We start from the raw sequence: 18,056 nt of genomic DNA on the forward strand, positions 1-18,056 counted from the left end.
TAATTACAAGGACTAATAATGCAAAGCGAAATTTTGATGAGATTATTCAAGAACTAGGAATAAATCCAAACGCTAAGTAAGGGTTTGGATTTCATTACATTGAATAAATGAACCTTGATTGCTATAAGTGAAGTGCACCCCGCCAAGTAGACAGTGGATATACTAATATCTCGGCACTTACCGAATTTATGCGGTCGGTGCTCTTTGTTAGTAAGCACTTAAAAATTTGATTAACTATCGTTTTTTTGTTAAATCAGTCATCGTTTGTCCGATAAGCAGGCTGGCAAGCGATCATGAACAATTTCAAACGAAGAAGACGCCGGAGAAGATCTCGGCGTCTTTCTTGTTGAACCCGAATACGAGCGTGCTCTCCGTTAGCCCTAACCTTGTGCCGTATCCATGTTCATGCAGTTAATGGCCCATAGATGGCCGTCCAAGTCCACGAAGCCCCAATGATACATGAACCCATGATACTCAGGTTCAGCGTGCAATTTCCCGCCCAAGGAGATCGCGGTATTCACGATTTCATCGACCTTTTCCCGGCTCTCGAGGGCCAATGCGATCGTCATCTGCGCATACTTGCTCGTATCGACCGTTTCCTTCTCCGTGAGCGTATTGAAGAATGCTTGATGGATCAGCATGACTTGAAGGTTGTCGCCGATCACGATGGCTGCCGAATCCTCGTTTTCGGGGAATTGCGGGTTGAGCCCGAATCCGAGTCCGGTGAAGAACGCTTTCGATTGTGCTACGTTTTTTACAGGCAGGTTGAAGCTCGTGAATGCGGACGTTAATGCCATTATCATAACCCCTCTTCGTCAAATTAGTTTGTGTTCAATGATGTCCTCGATTATATAGACGACAGCCGCTCCTGGAATTCATCGGTCTCCTGGGTTCGGAAGCCATTCACTCAACCAACAAATTACCGTTTGACAATATCCATAAATATCACATCTTGTCAAGAACTTTTCGAGGCCAATAAACGACATTTCGCGGCATGAAAATGCTTGTTTCGAGTTTAGATATCCATTTCGCGGCTTTTAACTTACATTTCGCAGACTACCTATTCAAAGAGTGGGCAACTTTCCATATACTAGTATAAGAGTACATTGTCGAAGGAGAGTTTAATCCAATGTTTAAAAAATCAACTTTATCAACAGCTCTAGCAATCGTCGTATTGGGAAGTATTTTATCGAATTCCGTATCCGCAGAACCAGGTAAAGATCTGCAAATGATTCCCGTGATCGTCAACGGCCTGAAAGTAAAGTTCCCTGACACCGAGCCGTATATCAATACGGACGGGCGTACAATGGTTCCCGTTCGATTCGTCAGCGAGAAGTTGGGGGCCGAGGTGAAATGGGAGGTTGACACGCAAACAGCCGTCATCGACTTCAAGGGTAAAATCATTCGCATGCCTGTCGGTTCCAATTTAGTTACAGTAGATGGTCAAACCCAAGAACTGGATACGGCTGCAGAGTTCCAAGATGGGCGCACGATGGTACCGCTCCGTTTCGTGAGCGAAGTGCTCGGCTCCAATGTCGAGTGGGATGAACCTGCTCATTCCGTTCGCGTTACGGATGCGGAGTATCAAGCAAAAGTTGACTCCGGCGAGGTTAAGCTGGATCCATGGGGACGGGAGTATAAAGGAGAAGATTATAAATATGTAGTGACTGACCTTGAGGCTGATGGGTTCTATGAATTCAACCCTGGCCATAATTCGGAGTTTCTTAAGAGTCATTTGGATCGCATTAGATACGAAGAAATTTCGGATATACTTAGCGCAAAGATTCGCAGTTATTACGAAGTAGCGCTGAATATCGACTATCGCACGATCAGTGCAGAGAAGCTGACTAATGCGTTCATGAATAGTGCTTCTACAATAATCGCTAAGAATCGCCACAATAGGTATGAATATGAAGAGTACATTAAGGAATATGTGGCATGGGTCAAACAGAACAAAGTGATTGCTAAGGGTTATGCTGATCCTGAATCGTTTACTACGTTCACTCTCGGTAATATTTCTCATATCCCTACTCATTTTAAGTTCATGGTTATCTCCGCTGACGATACTTCTAAAGCTTTTATGGATGGATGGCAGAATCCAGAAGCGATCAAAATTCAGAAAGGTGTATGGTATGACGGGTATTCTATGGTACACATGGACACGAACATCATAAATGTAATATGGGGTCCTGACCAAGGACTACGCCGCCTGACAAACATATCTTTTACAGGGGATTCCTTCTCGCGAGATTATAAGTCTATCGACTCCGCAAAGTAAGGGGGGATTAGGGTGAGCAGACTAAGAATAATCTTGATGGCATTATTAGTGTTAATCAGCAGCCTTCCGTTATTCCCATCTGGAAAAGTAGAAGCTGCTGAATCTGATACGATTGCTAAAAAATACTCCTATCCCACCGGGGCATGGTTCGAGGACGGGAAATTAATCTTCGTCACTAAGAATAAGAAAGCATCTTCTTCAATAAGATACGGGACGAAAGCCTTTGTTATACGGCTAGATGAAACGTGTACAGATAAAAAGTCTATCAAAAAGGATACTCTAGGAGCGGAGTGTACTCCGCTCTCTGGAGATAAAGATAAAGACTATATCCGTATAGATCTGTACAAGAACAATGATTTTGATAAATCTATGTGGGAAGAGCCTGAAGATACAGGGGATTGTGATTATTTACATGACTACCTAGCAGAAAAGGGGATAAACCTGACTGCGAAAGAATTATGGTCTATGAATGAATGTGAGCAGGTCGAATACGGATCGAGCGCGTCCGAATCGGTTCTTGTGGCGAAATTTGAAACAAACAAGGAAGCTTTCACAAATGAGTTGGTGAAGCGTGAGAAGTTTGAGAACATCAGAGATGGAGCAACGGTTTTCTTGAACACGATTTTCCTTATCAAGGAAGGGAACAATACTTTATATGACCCTGAGAAAAAAACGCTGAGCGAGATTCGGAATGCGAGGTCTTGGGCCAATAAAACGTATTTCCGGGCTTATTACGATGTAAATCTTGAATACAAGGGATCATTCCCGATCATTCAGAAGTTCGTTAAAGAGTCAAATCAAAATGAGACGATTAAAACAGACGTCCAAATTAAAAGCAAGTACGGACCGGAGGATGATGACGGTTATGGTCAGTATTTGTGGCCGGCTTGGAAATATGATGAGTCAATGACCTTAACTGGGAAACCAATTGAGTTCGAACCGACGATTAAGGGAAAAGACGGTTTAACGTATTTCCTCAAGTGTTCGTATGTAACACGAATATCGGAAGACCCTGAGGAAAGTAATTGTTCGAAAGAGACGGATGAGCCCGACTGGGTCAGAAATTCCTCTACTACGATACGGAAACCTCCCGTACCTATTAAGGGTGTGTACGTAATTGGCGTCTACACGCTTGATCCGACCTGCGATTGCTTCACCACAGCAACAATACCTAATAAGGATAAGTTAGAAGGCGAAGTGCCGGCAGACAATACGAAGATCGGTCAGAAAATAACGATGCAAGTCGATCTTCAACAGACCGATCAGATGAGTATAGAGAATTGGGAGAAGTGGGTGGTCGGCAAATCGAACTTCAAGATTCAGATAAGAACTTATCGGAACGACAACTATGAATTATCCGGATTGAACAATACGGGAGCTGCCGCGATCTGGTCGACGAACAGCAATTTCACTCCTGATCTTGATACGACGACTCCCTGGAATCAAGCGAAAGCAATATCCGTAACGAAGAATGATTTACTATCCCTGCTCAAAGGAAATTCAGGAAGCAAAGTTCTTTACTATGACGACTTGACGAACTATCCGATCCCTGAAGGAGGAAGGGTAAGCTTCCGTTATAATGCGGATGTAAGAATCTGGGCGACGGATCAGTCCGGAACGACAGTGAGTAAACTGTGCAGTCGTCCGAAGGAATCGACTATTCTGACATGGTTCAGACCTGAACCGGGGGAATTTGGAGACTTCTCCAGCGTACCTAAAGTTTATTCGGAGATCAAAGAAGGTTCGCCTCAGCCTTCGGGAACCGGCTCGAACGAAACGTTCGATGCGATGTCCGGCACGCCGACGACGAGAAGTCTGTATTTCGCGTCCGGCGGCTCGGAGTTCATCGTGGACGTTCAGGTGGAGTATGTTCCTAAAGTAACTCAAACCCGGTCGTATAAATCGGAATTTATTTCCGTGCCGAACGGATGGGCAATGGAGCAAAAGCCGGGAGGATGGCAGAATGACTCCCCGCCGTCAAAGCCTGAGGCCAGAGTGAAGATTGATGCTTGCGGCGCGCCTTATACGGAGAACGTCACGCTCGAACCGGGATCTTATATCAAAGGCACTGATAGTGAAGGCAACCCCATCGAGGGCCAGAAATATCGTTGGATACAGCAGGGCTACCCTTCTACCAAAGTCGGAGGGTACACCGACACTTGGACGCAAACGGTAACGTTCGATTATATGAAGATCAACAAAGCCGTTGTTTGGAAGATCGAAAGATCCAAAGTCGATGGAATGGCTACTCTCGTCGGGACTAACGATATAACCGCATCGATCACTCAAGGAGATCCTACTTTCTTCTATAACAGAGCAGCCTCCGATACGAGTGCCGCCGGACGGCTCCGCTACTCCGTAGAGACGGATCAACATGACAGCGTCTATTGGAGCGAAGGAGAGTCCGATAATTGCCTGACTAACTCTAAGGACAGCGGACCTAAGAAAGAACAGGCCAAGTTCACGGAACGCCGTAATATTACCGGCAACGTTACGGCCATCTCCGACTTTTTGATCCTGCAGACCTCCTCAGGAGACCAGTCAGTCATGTACTTCGAGAAGCCGTCGAATACGGCTAAGGTGACGGAGCAGTTGGACGTACCGATAACAGACTTCGATACGATGTGGACGAACAATCCCTTATCGGCAGCGAAGTGGGACAAGGCTGCCACGATCAAGATCGGTTCGTACAACGGTAGCTTCTCGACCCCGACCGCCAAGTATTCCGGAGGATCGACGGGTACGGTTGCCACGATATTCGACTCGAAGCCTGCAGGCAAGAACAGAACGCCACGACCTTCGCCTTATATGAGACTTATGGCTACGAACCTTGATGTTCCGGATACGTTGTCGAACGGTCTGTACATGACCGGAACATCTACCGTGTTCTATAGGAACGTCCTTAACGACAATCCGAAAAACAAACCTACGGCGTATCCTGTTCAAAGCGACGCAACGTACGGAGGAACCGGTCTGACCTTCACGTCGCCTTATTCGCCCATTCACTCGAAGGTGAACGATGTTGTCATCCATGACCCTGTATCCGTCCAACACGCGACGGTCATATCGTTGCCGAGCAGTCTGGATCAACGTACGACGCCGGGAGGAGGCAATAAGCAGGAAGGTATGGCGGAGTACGAGAGAGTGCTCGATCCTAACTATAGGCAGAACATCATCCCTAACCCGGACGCGGAGATCATTAACGTCGATGGTACCGTCGCCGGGTGGAACAAGTGGGTTGCGAAGGGCAGCGCTTCGAATATCGCTTTCACGAGCAGAACCGGGGATACATGGGTGATCGGTCCTGGGGTCCATACTTTCGAGATCAACTCCGTAGCCGTCTCTGGAACGAATGGCGGTTATTGGAAGGACATTCCGGTTAAGCCGAACACGGTGTACAAGTTCGAAGGCGATATAAGCTGTCACAGATGCGAAGGATATTTCGCGCTCGACTTCTATGATGCTGGTCATCAATATGCAGGTGTCAGCGCAGGTTCGACCGACAAAGTCGTGAACACGGGAACGGTAACTCGCAAGTCGTTCACGATGACCTCTCCGTCCAATGCCGCGTACCTTCGGATCCATATGGTCAAAGGCGACAATAAGGATACGTCTCACGGTAGAGACCATCTATTCGCGGATAACTTATCCTTGAAGAACATGAGCTTGCAGGAATTCGTGGCCGTCGATTCCGTCGAAGTAACGCAAGTCGTGCCTAACCCCGACTATGTGGCTCCGCAGTCCGGTTCTACGGAGACGTTCAATTTCACGGGTTCGACCCAGTACTTCACAGCCCCAAGAGACGGGACGTATACATTGGAAGTGTGGGGAGCTCAAGGCGGATATTCCAATGGAGGTAAAGGCGGCTATTCGAAAGGCAGCATAAATCTTGTCGCCGGACAAAAGATCGCGGTCGAAGTAGGCGGCACAAACTCCTATAACGGCGGCGGTGTTTCGAGCGGTAACGGTTCGGGAACCATTACCGGCGGTGGAGCGACCGATATTAGGACTGGCAGTTATTCTTTGTCCGAAAGGATCATCGTAGCTGGCGGCGGAGGCGGAGGCGGTGACGCTTCAGGCGGATCCGGCAATAACAGCGCCGCTAGCTATTCTCTCGGGTCCGGGCAGTCTTATTCGCACGGATGCTCGAACAACGTAGGTCCTGGCGGTGGAGGGTACTACGGCGGATACTCGAGTACGGACGGGTCCAGTGCTTCTAGCCAAGGCGGTTCAGGTTACATAGGCGGAGTAGTTGGGGGAATTATGCAAGCGGGGATTCGATCGGGCAACGGAATGGCTGTCATTACTTTGCCGCCGGTAGAAGAAGTAGGTATTCCTACGAAAGTCATTACGACTACGGCCGGCGGCTCCGACACTTCGCCTCCTTCCGACGCTTACATTCTGAAGGCTGTAACCGTCAATCCGAATACTCCGGCGGGCGGGTACACACCGGGCAACTTCGTACTTCTCGATTACGGGTTCCAGCTTTATTTTCCGAATACGGGAGACTTCTTCGGTAACGGTCAATGGGGTTGGGCGCAAACGACCGAGATCAGAGGCAAAGGCTTCACGGACGGAATGGACACTACGGAATGGACCAAAGCGAAGTATGTCAAGTTCGACTTTAACGTGATCTATAACAACACGATGTACAAAGCGAATGAATGGATCCAACTCCCTGTTACGAGCCCTGGATATCTGTACGATTTCTATGTGCCGCTGGCTAACCGAGAGAAGATTAGCGCTATGGTCGAATGGAAGAGCATAGCCATCAATTCACAGATCGAAGACGGGGATACGCCTACGAACAAGGTAAGGTATAACGCTCAGAGACCTTATGCGGCCAAGCATAGCACGAACAAGAAGTACCAAGTCGATGTAGTAGGCAGGATCGGGAACATGGTCATTGAAGACACCGGGGACTTTAGATTCTCGAACCTGTTCAAGCAGCCGATTGATTCGACACAGTGGCTGGTTCCGAAAGTCGTGCCTCAAGTCAATCCGAATGTACAGCGATGGATCATCGGAGATACGGTGAACATTAGAGGGGAGCCGGTATCGGCAGGCACGAGGTTCCTGAATACTTGGGGAATGCTAGGCCACTTAGAGCAGAATCCGATCGCGTTCCCGTTGTCTCCGGAGAAGAATAGCATCCCGGCGCTCAGGAACCAGCCTCTAAGATTCGGGTACGAAGTTCTCTCCGACATTCAGACGATCGGCAACTATTACAGCAACATGCAGATTACGCCTTACTTCTATCATGTGAATTTGCAGAACGGCGGTATTACTCCTGTAGATGTATACATGAACGTTGACGGGATGTACAAGCTGATCAACAAGAATGACGGTGGCCAATCCGCGCCGGACTATGCAAATCCGGTTCGATTGGATTGGGAGGCGCAAGATAAACGCCGGAATGTTACGACTAACGAAAGCGATATGACTTCGACGATCGCGGCGTTATTCGCACAGACCGGAGGCGATTCCGCAGTAGGAAAAGCCGCCGAGCCTTCCGGCAGCTATATGTACGGAACTTCTCAGTTATTAGAGCTCACAGGCCGCAATCGCACGTACATCGGTCGAGACGCGACAAACGGACTCAATAAGAATCCTGGCAATCGGCTAGCTATGCTCGAATACGGAATGCAAGCTCAAAGATGGCACTTCTCATACGTCCTGCCGTCGTCGGCAGTAGTCGTAAGGAAAAACCAGATGCCGACTCAAGCCAATATTAAGGCTCTTCGGAATAACACCGGAGTAATCGTCCTGGCGGCGGATATCAAGGCAGTCGGCGATACTTACACGCTGCAATACAAGGGATCGGGTAACGGGAGTCTGAACGTAGCAGGAGTCTCATGGCCTTTGACCGGTATTCCGCATCCCGTGATCGCCGTATACTCTGCATCCAAATCGTCTGCCGACGATCTTAAAGTTTCAGGTACCCACTAGAGAAGAGAGGGGGTTCCGGCCCCCTTCATTCACAGAAGGAAGTGTAGTCGTATGAAAATAATCCAATTCATTACGATGCTTGCGCTCCTGGCATTGCTCCTCGCTTCGTCGGCTCCATTCGCGGGTGCGGCAACGAAAGCCGTTCACATCCCCCAGAACAGCTCCAATAATGCGGAAGAGCTGGCGAAGCAGGAAGAGGAGAAGCAATCTAACGATCGGTATCCGGATGTGGAATATATTCCTGTTCCTGCAGCGGTGGATACTTCCAACAAGGCGGTTTCTGCTTGGGCGAAAGAGGATGTCGATTGGATGGTCATCAACGGAATTGTCCCCGAGCGGCTTCAGTTCAATTACAAAAGTTATATCGATCGGGAAGAATTCGCGTCGTTAACCGTATCGGTATTGGATTTTATGAGCAAAGGGAGAACGAGACTTATTCAAACCGCTCTGGATCATCACTTCGAGGATACCGACAGTATCGACGTAACCAAAGCGTATAGCTTCGGCATCGTCAACGGAGTTAGTCCGACGAAATTTAAACCTAAGAACAACATCAGCCGACAAGAGGCTGCCATGATGATGTCCAACCTGCTCCAGAGCATCCAGACAGCGAATCTATCGACGGAAGATTACCCCTATTCAGATCGCAAATCCATTGCTCAATGGGCGCTTGACGCGGTCGATATGACAAGCAATCTGAAGTTATTCCAAGGTACGACTCAAGGGTTCAAACCCCAAGACAACTACACCCGGGAGCAAGCCATCGCCGTGATGCGGCGCTTGCTGCAGTTCCATGGCTCTGCCGGCGAAGTATCACTTAGAGGAAAAGTACTCGTGAGCCTAGACGCCCTAGGAACGGAAGAAGACGCTAAATCGAATAAAGCCCGTCCGGTTTCAGTAGTGGCGGGAGCTTCGAACGTCAGATTTACATGGACCGAGATGACGCCGGATTCGAGCCGACTCTTAGATAGGCTTGTAATGGACCTGTCAGGACACGAAGGCCATCACCACGAAGATACGGGCGTTCTATCTTTTACGCCGGAGGTCGTCAATTCCCTGAAGTCCGGCACCGGTTCTGTTCGCATCCAAACCTACACATTGAATACGGGAGCATCTAAGAAGGCGGACGAAGGCTTCATCTTGAAAGTAACGTGGTAACTATGGGGCTTCTCTTTGGGGAGTCCTTCAATGCATACCTAACCTAAAGGAAGGAGGGGTGGGCATGTCATCTTTCAAAATCGATTTGAAGACGGTAGAGCAACTTAGAAGCAGACATTCGCAGTTATCGTCTAGTTTATCTAACGCGGCCGCTCGACTATCTTCCGCGGCATATGGCGTGGATCCGGCGATCAAGGCCCGAAGGCAGCTTCAATATCGAATCTCGTACGCGACGCAAAGATTGCGCGGGCTCGAAGATCGAATGTACAATATAAGCGACTTCATGCGGAGAGCCATCGAACAATACGACAGCGCGGAAGGGCAAATCAAGAGCAAAGTCGGCGAAATAACGGGAAGGCATCGCAGATCGTGGTTGGAAAATTTGTTCGACGGCGTAGGAGATGCCTATAACGCGTTAACCGAATGGTTGGCAAGCGAGGACGGACAGCGGTTTGCGGAGCAAGCGAAAGCGAATGCCGTTCCTCCGGCCAATTCCTGCCCCGCGCCGGAGGAGCCGATTGACTATCGGGCGTATCTCGGCGAATATGACAGAGAAACTCCGGGCGTAGACGCGCTTTACTTCGTCGACGCTGACGGAAACCGAATGCAAGTGGATTTCAGTAAGCTGGAGCAGTTGGTCGGCGAGTATTACTATGTCTCGAATCTTATGCTCATTCCTGGATTTGTTCTTGATGAGAGAGAGTCCGATTATACGGATTTCTTCATCTACGCAATCAAACAGGGCTACGATCCGCGAACGTTCCAACCGATCGACGCAGCGGAAGCGGAGAACATTCAGAACTATATCAACGGTCGAGTGCAAACGTATGAAATGTACCGTCAGGAACAAAAGGTGATAGGATCGCTGACGCTTGATCTGCTTCCCGTTATCGGCCAAGTCAAGTCGGCGATCGAGCTTTGGACAGGCGAGAATCTCGTAACAGGCGATGAGCTTAACGGATGGGACTACGGATTCGGCATCGCGGGAGCCATCGCTCCTGCCATCAAGGGCGGCAGGGGATTGTACAAAGGCTATAAATCGTTAACGGCTGTAGATGAAGCGGTTGATGTTGGGCGAGTGATTGAGGGTGCGGGTAATGGTGCAAACAGTGCATTTAAGGCTGACTTACTGAAAAAAGACTTGAAATATACTGAACGTTATGGGCCTGATTCCCGAGTTGAACTGTCTGATGGTAGAATTAGATATTATGGTGAGGTGGAAGCAGCAAAAAAACCGGGAGAAATGGTTGGAAGACGCGTGGTACAAGAGTTAGATCCCAAAACGGGGAATGTTAGAACTTGGCATGAGACATTAGATTCATCAGGCAACATAAGACAAGTGAGGCCACAACTTGGTCCTGATAAAACGCATTATCAATTTGATGAAAGTGGAAACTATATTGGAAAATGGTGAGATCATGGAGAAGCCAACTATAAAAGAAATTGTAAAACGTCTCAATATGGTACTCGATGGAACCTTAACAAGAGAAGAGGTATCCACTTGGGCTGAAACTTGTACTCGATTATTTATGGATGCGGATGGATTAAAAGAATCGGACTTGACCATCTGGAAGTATCTCGATGTTGTCTCAGGCATAGACTTAAAGGATTCTCCAACTGAGTATTTACACATTGAGGAAGATATCAAAGAATGGATTGAACGGTTTCAGAAAGGGGATTAACATTAAGAAAACCTTGATCGAGTGCTTGAAGTGCTCCCCCAATGATAAACAGTTTTATTATTTCAACTGTCTACCATAGGGGGTGCACTTCATTTGACTCTCAAGGTTTTTTCTTCGGTGGGGCTACCTAGTGCCTAATGAACCAATCATTCAACCAATAACATATATAACCCATGTAATACCTTATTAAGTGACAGATCGATCGAAAAACAGGCTGGCAAGCGTTCATGGACAATTTCAAACGAAGAGGACGCCCGGGAAGATGCCCGGCGCCTTTCTTTTTTAACCCTAGTATGTGCATGCTCTCCGTTAGCCTTAGCCTTGTGCCGTATCCATGTTCATGTCGTTAATGGCATACAGATGCCGTCGCTAGTAAATCTTCAAGCGACGACTTATCGATATTGGGTACGCACTAAGAAGTAACGCGGTAACAGCGTGCTCCCCTAGTTTCTCTAATCCAATGAGATGAGGGGTAACAGATGGAGCAAATAGAAATTCTTGAAGGCATTCTAAGGAGTAGATGAAAATGGACAAACAGTTAAAAGACTTTTAGGCGATTTAATTGCACTTGTTCAGGAGAAATACAACGAAACGTTGGTTGTTATTCAAGCTCTAGAGTGTGTCATCGTCCAATATAAGACGAGTAGAGTTCTGCGCCAACACGGTAAAACAAAATACAGTGATCTTTTCCCCTCGTCCGACGTACAAATGTAGCAAAGCTACGAGAGCGAGGGGATTTCCGTTGAGGGATTCGGCTATCTACTTATGGGTATGGCTTGTCGGTCTTTTTGGGATCATCTTCATTGTGATGGCGGCGCTTACAAGAATGGTGCGGAAGGACACCGCGGAATACGATAAGCGGTTTACTTGGCAGACCTATCCGTATTGGGAGGAATTCGCGGGGCGGAGTCGGAAGGGTCACGAAGAGAGCAAGGAACAATAGCGGTCAGCGAAACCTCATCGACCTCCGATGAGGTTCTTCGCGATCGCGAAAATGAGTTAGATCGCCCGGCGATCTAACTCAGCGGCTTACGGCGGCGGCTCTATGTCAGTATGGGTCCTCAGCGCCCGGCGGCGATCGGCTTAACGGTCATTTCCTCTTTTCGATATAAGTCAATAAGGAAATGAGGAATAAACCAAAAGCGAAGATGACGGACAGAGCTTGAAAAACGTCCATTACAGACTCCTCCTTTCAGGGAGAGCTGTCCGCCTGCCGCAAGCTGCACCTTAACTATATAATCGTATGGGTTATTCTGTAAGTTGTAACGGCCCTATTTTTGCTTGTTTATTCGACACTAACCTTTTATCGATCGATGTCATTTCGTGATATGCTGAGAGTAAGCGGTTTAGACGATGGCGGTGAATGGAGATGGACACGATTACAACGAATCTATCGATGACAAAGGTACACAACGATTGGGAGGAGATCCTGATCGAAGAGATGCAGCAGCGCTACTATAAGACTCTGATGAGCAAGCTCGAGGCTGTATATGCCGAGCGAACGGTATATCCGCCGGCGCATCGCGTGTTCCGGGCGCTGGAGCTGACCCCCTATGCGGACGTAAAGGTCGTTATTCTAGGCCAGGACCCTTACCACGGGGCAGGACAAGCCCATGGGCTGAGCTTCTCCGTGTTGCCGGGCGTGAAGCTTCCTCCGTCGCTGCGCAACATCTATAAGGAACTGCAGGACGACATCGGCTGCCCGCCTCCCGCGCACGGCTGTCTTGCGCATTGGGCCAGACAAGGCGTGCTGTTGCTCAATAGCGTGCTGACCGTGGAAGAGGGGCAGGCGAACGCGCATCGCAAGCTGGGATGGGAGACGTTCACGGACAAGCTGATCGGGGCGTTGAACGAGCGCGAGCGGCCGATCGCGTTCGTGTTGTGGGGGAAACAGGCGCAGGATAAGGGACGATATATCGACCGTTCGCGGCATCTCGTCATCGAAGAGGTTCATCCGAGCCCGTTGTCCGCTTATGCCGGATTTTTCGGCAGCCGCCCTTTTACCAAGTGCAACGCGTTCCTACGGCAACATGGCATTCCCGAGATCGATTGGATCATTCCGGAACTAGAGGAAGAAGAGCGATGAGCAGCGCGCGGTGGCTTACGCCTACGTCGGGGTTTCTATCGGGTTATACGCATTCGCTCAATCCATACGTCGGCTGCGCTTTCGGATGCTCTTATTGCTACGTTAGGCGGCTGCCTGTCGGCTTATTTCGAGGCGAACCATGGGGGAGCTGGGCCGAGCCCAAAAAGGCCGATCCAAGCAAGCTGGCCAAAGAAATCTCAGCGGTCAAACGCAAAGGGCCCGTAACCGTGTTCTTCTCGTCGGCTACGGACCCTTATCAGCCGCTCGAGGGGAAGCTAGGGATAACGCGGTCGTTGCTGAAAGCGATGGCGGAAGAACCGCCGAATTTCGTGCTCGTGCAGACGCGTAGTCCGCTTGTAACGCGGGATCTGGAGCTGCTGCGCACGTTAGGGGATGCAGTACGCGTAAGCATGACGATCGAGACGGATCGCGAGGACGTGCGGCGCCTGTTTACGCCGTCCGCGCCGCCCCTCGCCGCAAGGTTCCGCGCGCTGCGCGAATTGCGGGAAGCCGGTGTCGCGACTCAAGCGGCGGTTTCTCCGATTTTGCCGCATACGCAGGAATTCGCCGTCAGACTCGTAGAACTCGCGCCTCGCATTGTCGTCGACGATTATTTTCAAGGGGACGGCAGCGGGGGACGGCGAAGCGAGGCGCTCGGCATGAGGGGGATGCATGCCGAGCACGGCTTGGCGGAGTGGTACGATCCATCCGTCGTTGAACGGTTAGTCCTGCAGCTCCGCAAGCTCGCTCCGGCGCATGAAATAGGCGTGAGCGCCGAAGGATTCGCGCCCACGCCTTTGCGGGGTTGATTAGGCTCTCGGCTCCGATGGAACCTGCTCGCCGAGGCTTGCTTTAGTTCCCGTAGGAATAAAGGCAAATGCTTTCGCTTCCGAGATGACTTGCGGGTACAGCGCCGTAGGATCCGGCTGTACGACGCGATACGAGATGACCGCCGTGCCTTGAACGAAATCCACGCTGGCGATGTCCAGTCCGTAGCCGGGATGCGGAACTTGCGCGCTCACGGTAACGCGATCCACGCCGTCCGCATACTTCTCCACGTTAAGCTTCACGTCGGATAAGATGCCGATTTCCGGATTCGGAGCGGGATGATGTTGCTCCGCGAATGCCGCCGCCTTTTTCACCATTCTTTCCGCTTGCGGTTTCGTCACGTCCATCTTCGGCCAGTACCGGTTATGGCTGTCCGTCGATGCGATCCCCGCGATCAGCAGCTTCTGAATGCTGTCCATGTACCCCTTCGATACTTTGTTCGCGTCTTTAAGGTCTACGAAAATTTCGATCCATGCATATTCGCCTGTCGAGCTCAGTCCGCCGTACAACCACTTGGCGAATTGTTCGCGGGTTACGTAAGCGTTAGGGTCGATGTCCTTCGGCAGCTCCAGACCGGTGAATTGCGCGATGATGAAATCGTACGCGTAAGGCGCGGAGTCTTTGACTTTCGTATAGTAATCGCTGGCTTTCGGTTCCTTAATGAAACGGATATTGTCGATGTTCAGGTGCAATCCGTTAACGATCATCGAGACGGCCGACGACACGGTAATCGAGTTCGGTTTCGCTTTCGCGCCAGTCGATTTAGAGTCCGCGTAAGCGGCTCCGCTCGCAACTACGCTGAACATGGCGACGAGCAACAATAGTAGTACGGGTCTCCTTAAAGTTCTAATCACGATGAATTCCTCCCAGGTTTGTTCCTTATTTTCTTCATTCGTACACCCTAAACGCGAGAGTCGCGGATAATGTTGCAACATGATGGATAAAAAAGAAGCCCCCGAGTTTAAGCTCGGGGGGCCGCTGACCATTACGCGGTTATCGATACCGCGAATAGTTGTCGTTCCGGATGAGCAAGTAGACGATGAATCCAAGGATCGGGAAGAAGAACAACGCCACGATCACGAGCAGGGCGAACTCTTGGCTTCTGCCTTTGCGGATCGCGTCCCGGTAGGCCCATACGCAGATCGCAACATGGATGATGAAGAAGATGAGCGACAGGAACAAGAAAAATGCGATAATACCGCCGAAGCCGGCTGCATCATTGAACTGCATGCGAGGCGACACCTCTTTAAGGTTTGATGATTAACATACGCGAGATCGGGGTAGAGGTTGCGGGGGATTGCTGTATTCAGATTGATGAAGTATACTAAATCATACAAAAATATCCAAAATAGTTTATGATACGACAAATGACTCGGAGGTTCATATGGCATCTAAAAATGTGCTTATTACAACGACTTCAAGCATTGACGGTCATAAGATCGACCAATATAAAGGAGTAATCTCTGCGAGAGTGGTTACAGGTACAGGATTGTTCTCCGATTGGGCAGCGAGCTTTAGCGATATGTTTGGAGGGAGGTCGAATTCATACAACTCGCAATTGAAAAGTATCTACGATGAAGTAATCTCACAGCTTGAAGCGGAAGCCAAAAAGGTTGGAGCGAATTTAATCCTTGGCTTTAAAATCGACCATGATGAAATTTCGGGTAAAGGCAAGCAAATGTTTATGGTTACGGCTACGGGAACAGCCGCTAATTCTAACAGTATTACATTGGTTGAAGAAACGACGGAGAACGAAGTCGTGCTTGAAAAATTTACATACGAGTTGAACCGACAGAGGTTGATTCATTCGGTTACAAGAAATCCGGACGAGTTGCATAGCAAGTGGGATTATATTGTTCAGGAACGAGTTCACGAGGTCATGGAAGTAGTGTTTAAGCATTATTTGAGCTATGACGGTTACGTGGAAGATGACGTTATGAAAAACTCGCCGCAATACTTTTCGGAAATCGAAGAACATTCCAAATCCTATCTCTATGAGAATTTAGCAAACGTTAAAGGGACTCAAAGAGTCGCTAAACTAATAGTTGATGCGAATCTCGTAGATTATGAGAGGGTTATTTCGCTTTTAAATAGCGAATCAATGCCGTTACAGAAGTGCGGTTTACGATTGTTGTCAGGGAAGAAAAAACGTTACAGTCCATCCGATATAGATACGTTGGAAGCGATAGATCAGTTAATAAGCAATAACTTTAAGCAGCAAGGCAAAAATATTGACTCGGATAAATGGGAGTGCAGATGCGGGAAGGTAAACAAAACATCGGCAACCTATTGTAAAAGTTGCGATCACGATATCATGGGGTTCCTTCAAAATGAAGTAAGTAGTGAATATGCCAAAGCAGCCGCAAGAGAAACAAGATACGTGTTAAAACTGATATTCAAGGTTTGACCAAGAGCGAGGAAAGAATAAAAACAAAAGAACCCTTGATTCCTCAAGGGTTCGTCGCGTTTGATTATGGTGATCTGAACAGGGATCGAACCTGTGACCCCCACCCTGTCAAGATGGTGCTCTCCCAGCTGAGCTATCAGATCAAACAGTGACTTACGTCAACAGCGACATTTAATATAGTATCAACTTGGGCGACGTAAGTCAACACATTTCTTGAAATTTGTTCCGATTAATTCTCGTCGTCTTCCCACTTGCGGGAATAGGCTTTCTTCGTGACGGCAAGAACGAGCCATATGATGAGTACCGTAATGACGCCTGCGATGATGTAAGTCGTAACCAACGTTCAACATCCTCCCGTTCGTGAATCCTGCTTTATTATAGCCGATTCAGGGCGAAAGTTAAAGGATCGATCCCGTACTTCGCGTGTTGGTCGATGAAAGTCATCAAGCCGGTACGGCCGATGAATTCGGGCTGATTATCGCCGTAATGCATCAGATGAGTAATCTTCTGTATGTCGGGCGGCAGCGTCAATAGCTGGGACAGGCATGCGTGGACGACGCCTGGCGGATGGAGCTGGCAATCGTGGAAAATAAGACGGATATCCTGTTCTTCGACCAGCGATCGCAACAGGTCGTAATTAAACACCATGTCCCCGGAGTAGAAGAAGTGGTCGTTAACGATGAGCGAGTAATTCGGTTTATTGGGAATGTGGGACGTATGGATAAGCTTAATCCGAAGACCCGGCAGCACTTCGCAGTCAGTCCCCTCCGACATCGGATGGACATCGAAGTACGACTCGAGGCAAGGCATCTCGTCTTGATACATGCCGCCCTTCAAGGAAGACTCCCATAATGTCTCGACGAGCGTATCCGCGATATATAGCTTCGGCATTCTTTTATAAATGAATTTCATCTGGAACCCGAATTCTTCAAGTCCCCCGATATGGTCCGCGTGAATGTGCGTTAACAGTACGGCATCGATCTGGTCGAACGTGATTCCGAGCTCGTATAGCGACTTTGGAGCCGTAATTCCGCAATCGACCAGCAAGGTTTGGCCGTTCAACGTAAATAGAGCATTATTGTTATGGAATGCTTTAGCGAAAGCGCTTCCTGTCCCCAACATTTGTACGTTCAATCGACTGCCTCCCTAGCGCCTGTCCGCGTTACGTTTCATTGATTTACTGTACCATATTTTACCTCGTTAAAAAAGACAAAATCGTAAGCAACCGCATAGGCAAAATGTAGCGCCGCGGAACGTCCCCGCATAGGCTGATCGAAGGCAGGTTCATTGCTGTTCAGCGTAACGGGAGGTAGATTCCGATTGGCGAAAGGGAAGAAGAAGAAATCTCAGTCGGCGGATTCCAGAAAAGCGCAAATGAGAATCGTGACGTCCGACGTGTGTGCCGTATGCAAAACCCCGTGCGCGCGAGGGTTGAAGTATTTAGCGCGAATGAGCACGCCGGGCGAGATGGGCAGCGGCGTGCCGTGCGTTCTAACGTTACCTCGGCGTAAATAGATTGTTGTAAAGGTTACGATCGTATTCGGTACCGCTTGTTTGCATGCATTTCCCGGGCAAGCGCAGGCTTCGCTACGTTCCGACAGCGGCTTGTAGCCGTTAGTACGCGGGCAATCGATTAATTTGAAGAAAAAATGGTTCGCCCGCGCAACT

At 49.1% G+C, this 18,056-nt stretch carries 15 protein-coding genes and 1 tRNA gene; 10 read left to right on the forward strand and 6 right to left on the reverse strand.

Annotated elements, in window-relative coordinates:
* Positions 1–380: 380 nt before the first annotated feature.
* On the reverse strand, positions 381–797 hold the full coding sequence (locus tag COHPA_RS0100075; RefSeq protein WP_027084145.1) for a VOC family protein: 417 nt from the start codon (positions 795–797) through the stop codon (positions 381–383).
* Between the two features lie 332 nt (positions 798–1,129).
* Between COHPA_RS0100075 and COHPA_RS24095 the strand changes: the two genes are divergently transcribed.
* From COHPA_RS24095 to COHPA_RS0100105, 6 genes are all read left to right on the forward strand, one after another.
* Positions 1,130–2,278, forward strand: a complete 1,149-nt coding sequence (locus COHPA_RS24095) for a stalk domain-containing protein (protein WP_027084146.1) — start codon at positions 1,130–1,132, stop codon at positions 2,276–2,278.
* Between the two features lie 1,197 nt (positions 2,279–3,475).
* Positions 3,476–8,227: a glycine-rich protein gene (locus tag COHPA_RS24100; protein ID WP_027084147.1), complete on the forward strand. Its 4,752-nt coding sequence runs from the start codon at positions 3,476–3,478 to the stop codon at positions 8,225–8,227.
* A 51-nt stretch (positions 8,228–8,278) separates the two neighbouring features.
* On the forward strand, positions 8,279–9,385 hold the full coding sequence (locus COHPA_RS0100090) for an S-layer homology domain-containing protein (RefSeq protein ID WP_027084148.1): 1,107 nt from the start codon (positions 8,279–8,281) through the stop codon (positions 9,383–9,385).
* Between the two features lie 64 nt (positions 9,386–9,449).
* Positions 9,450–10,799, forward strand: a complete 1,350-nt coding sequence (locus COHPA_RS0100095; protein WP_027084149.1) for a pre-toxin TG domain-containing protein — start codon at positions 9,450–9,452, stop codon at positions 10,797–10,799.
* A gap of 4 nt (positions 10,800–10,803) precedes the next feature.
* Positions 10,804–11,067 (forward strand): hypothetical protein, encoded by a 264-nt coding sequence (locus COHPA_RS0100100; RefSeq protein ID WP_035119760.1) that lies wholly within the window; start codon positions 10,804–10,806, stop codon positions 11,065–11,067.
* A 742-nt stretch (positions 11,068–11,809) separates the two neighbouring features.
* On the forward strand, positions 11,810–12,010 hold the full coding sequence (locus tag COHPA_RS0100105; protein WP_027084151.1) for a hypothetical protein: 201 nt from the start codon (positions 11,810–11,812) through the stop codon (positions 12,008–12,010).
* Positions 12,011–12,157: 147 nt separating this feature from the next.
* On the opposite strand, the gene COHPA_RS26375 is transcribed toward COHPA_RS0100105, so the two are convergent.
* Positions 12,158–12,244: a putative holin-like toxin gene (locus tag COHPA_RS26375; RefSeq protein WP_425393698.1), complete on the reverse strand. Its 87-nt coding sequence runs from the start codon at positions 12,242–12,244 to the stop codon at positions 12,158–12,160.
* A 192-nt stretch (positions 12,245–12,436) separates the two neighbouring features.
* On the opposite strand from COHPA_RS26375, the gene COHPA_RS0100115 reads away from it, so the two are divergent.
* On the forward strand, positions 12,437–13,153 hold the full coding sequence (locus COHPA_RS0100115) for a uracil-DNA glycosylase (RefSeq protein WP_027084152.1): 717 nt from the start codon (positions 12,437–12,439) through the stop codon (positions 13,151–13,153).
* On the forward strand, positions 13,150–13,962 hold the full coding sequence (locus COHPA_RS0100120; RefSeq protein WP_027084153.1) for an SPL family radical SAM protein: 813 nt from the start codon (positions 13,150–13,152) through the stop codon (positions 13,960–13,962). The genes COHPA_RS0100115 and COHPA_RS0100120 overlap by 4 nt, the downstream gene beginning before the upstream one ends.
* On the opposite strand, the gene COHPA_RS0100125 is transcribed toward COHPA_RS0100120, so the two are convergent.
* Both COHPA_RS0100125 and COHPA_RS0100130 read right to left on the reverse strand, forming a co-directional pair.
* The gene (locus tag COHPA_RS0100125; RefSeq protein WP_156926571.1) at positions 13,963–14,835 is read right to left on the reverse strand and encodes an S-layer homology domain-containing protein; all 873 of its coding nucleotides are present in this window, start codon (positions 14,833–14,835) and stop codon (positions 13,963–13,965) included.
* 139 nt (positions 14,836–14,974) lie between these two features.
* The gene (locus tag COHPA_RS0100130) at positions 14,975–15,211 is read right to left on the reverse strand and encodes a PLD nuclease N-terminal domain-containing protein (protein ID WP_027084155.1); all 237 of its coding nucleotides are present in this window, start codon (positions 15,209–15,211) and stop codon (positions 14,975–14,977) included.
* Positions 15,212–15,365: 154 nt separating this feature from the next.
* Between COHPA_RS0100130 and COHPA_RS24105 the strand changes: the two genes are divergently transcribed.
* A complete protein-coding gene (locus COHPA_RS24105) occupies positions 15,366–16,388 on the forward strand; it encodes a YbjQ family protein (RefSeq protein ID WP_027084156.1) in 1,023 nt (340 codons plus the stop codon).
* 67 nt (positions 16,389–16,455) lie between these two features.
* Here COHPA_RS24105 and COHPA_RS0100140 read toward each other — a convergent pair.
* Positions 16,456–16,531: transfer RNA gene (locus COHPA_RS0100140), tRNA-Val, on the reverse strand.
* A 232-nt stretch (positions 16,532–16,763) separates the two neighbouring features.
* A complete protein-coding gene (locus COHPA_RS0100150; protein ID WP_027084157.1) occupies positions 16,764–17,522 on the reverse strand; it encodes an MBL fold metallo-hydrolase in 759 nt (252 codons plus the stop codon).
* 186 nt (positions 17,523–17,708) lie between these two features.
* On the opposite strand from COHPA_RS0100150, the gene COHPA_RS24905 reads away from it, so the two are divergent.
* On the forward strand, positions 17,709–17,903 hold the full coding sequence (locus COHPA_RS24905; protein ID WP_084760191.1) for a hypothetical protein: 195 nt from the start codon (positions 17,709–17,711) through the stop codon (positions 17,901–17,903).
* The last annotated feature ends 153 nt before the right edge of the window (positions 17,904–18,056 follow it).

It is taken from the genome of Cohnella panacarvi Gsoil 349, from assembly GCF_000515335.1.
In the GTDB taxonomy this organism is placed as follows: domain Bacteria; phylum Bacillota; class Bacilli; order Paenibacillales; family Paenibacillaceae; genus Cohnella; species Cohnella panacarvi.

What these genes read in the sequence shown, in the direction of transcription:
- COHPA_RS0100115 (WP_027084152.1), top strand. Translation starts at nt 12,437, where the DNA reads ATGGACACGATTACAACGAATCTATCGATGACAAAGGTACACAACGAT.
- COHPA_RS26375 (WP_425393698.1), bottom strand. Translation starts at nt 12,244, where the DNA reads ATGGACGTTTTTCAAGCTCTGTCCGTCATCTTCGCTTTTGGTTTATTC.
- COHPA_RS24105 (WP_027084156.1), top strand. Translation starts at nt 15,366, where the DNA reads ATGGCATCTAAAAATGTGCTTATTACAACGACTTCAAGCATTGACGGT.
- COHPA_RS0100090 (WP_027084148.1), top strand. Translation starts at nt 8,279, where the DNA reads ATGAAAATAATCCAATTCATTACGATGCTTGCGCTCCTGGCATTGCTC.
- COHPA_RS0100095 (WP_027084149.1), top strand. Translation starts at nt 9,450, where the DNA reads ATGTCATCTTTCAAAATCGATTTGAAGACGGTAGAGCAACTTAGAAGC.
- COHPA_RS0100100 (WP_035119760.1), top strand. Translation starts at nt 10,804, where the DNA reads ATGGAGAAGCCAACTATAAAAGAAATTGTAAAACGTCTCAATATGGTA.
- COHPA_RS0100130 (WP_027084155.1), bottom strand. Translation starts at nt 15,211, where the DNA reads ATGCAGTTCAATGATGCAGCCGGCTTCGGCGGTATTATCGCATTTTTC.
- COHPA_RS0100075 (WP_027084145.1), bottom strand. Translation starts at nt 797, where the DNA reads ATGGCATTAACGTCCGCATTCACGAGCTTCAACCTGCCTGTAAAAAAC.
- COHPA_RS0100120 (WP_027084153.1), top strand. Translation starts at nt 13,150, where the DNA reads ATGAGCAGCGCGCGGTGGCTTACGCCTACGTCGGGGTTTCTATCGGGT.
- COHPA_RS24095 (WP_027084146.1), top strand. Translation starts at nt 1,130, where the DNA reads ATGTTTAAAAAATCAACTTTATCAACAGCTCTAGCAATCGTCGTATTG.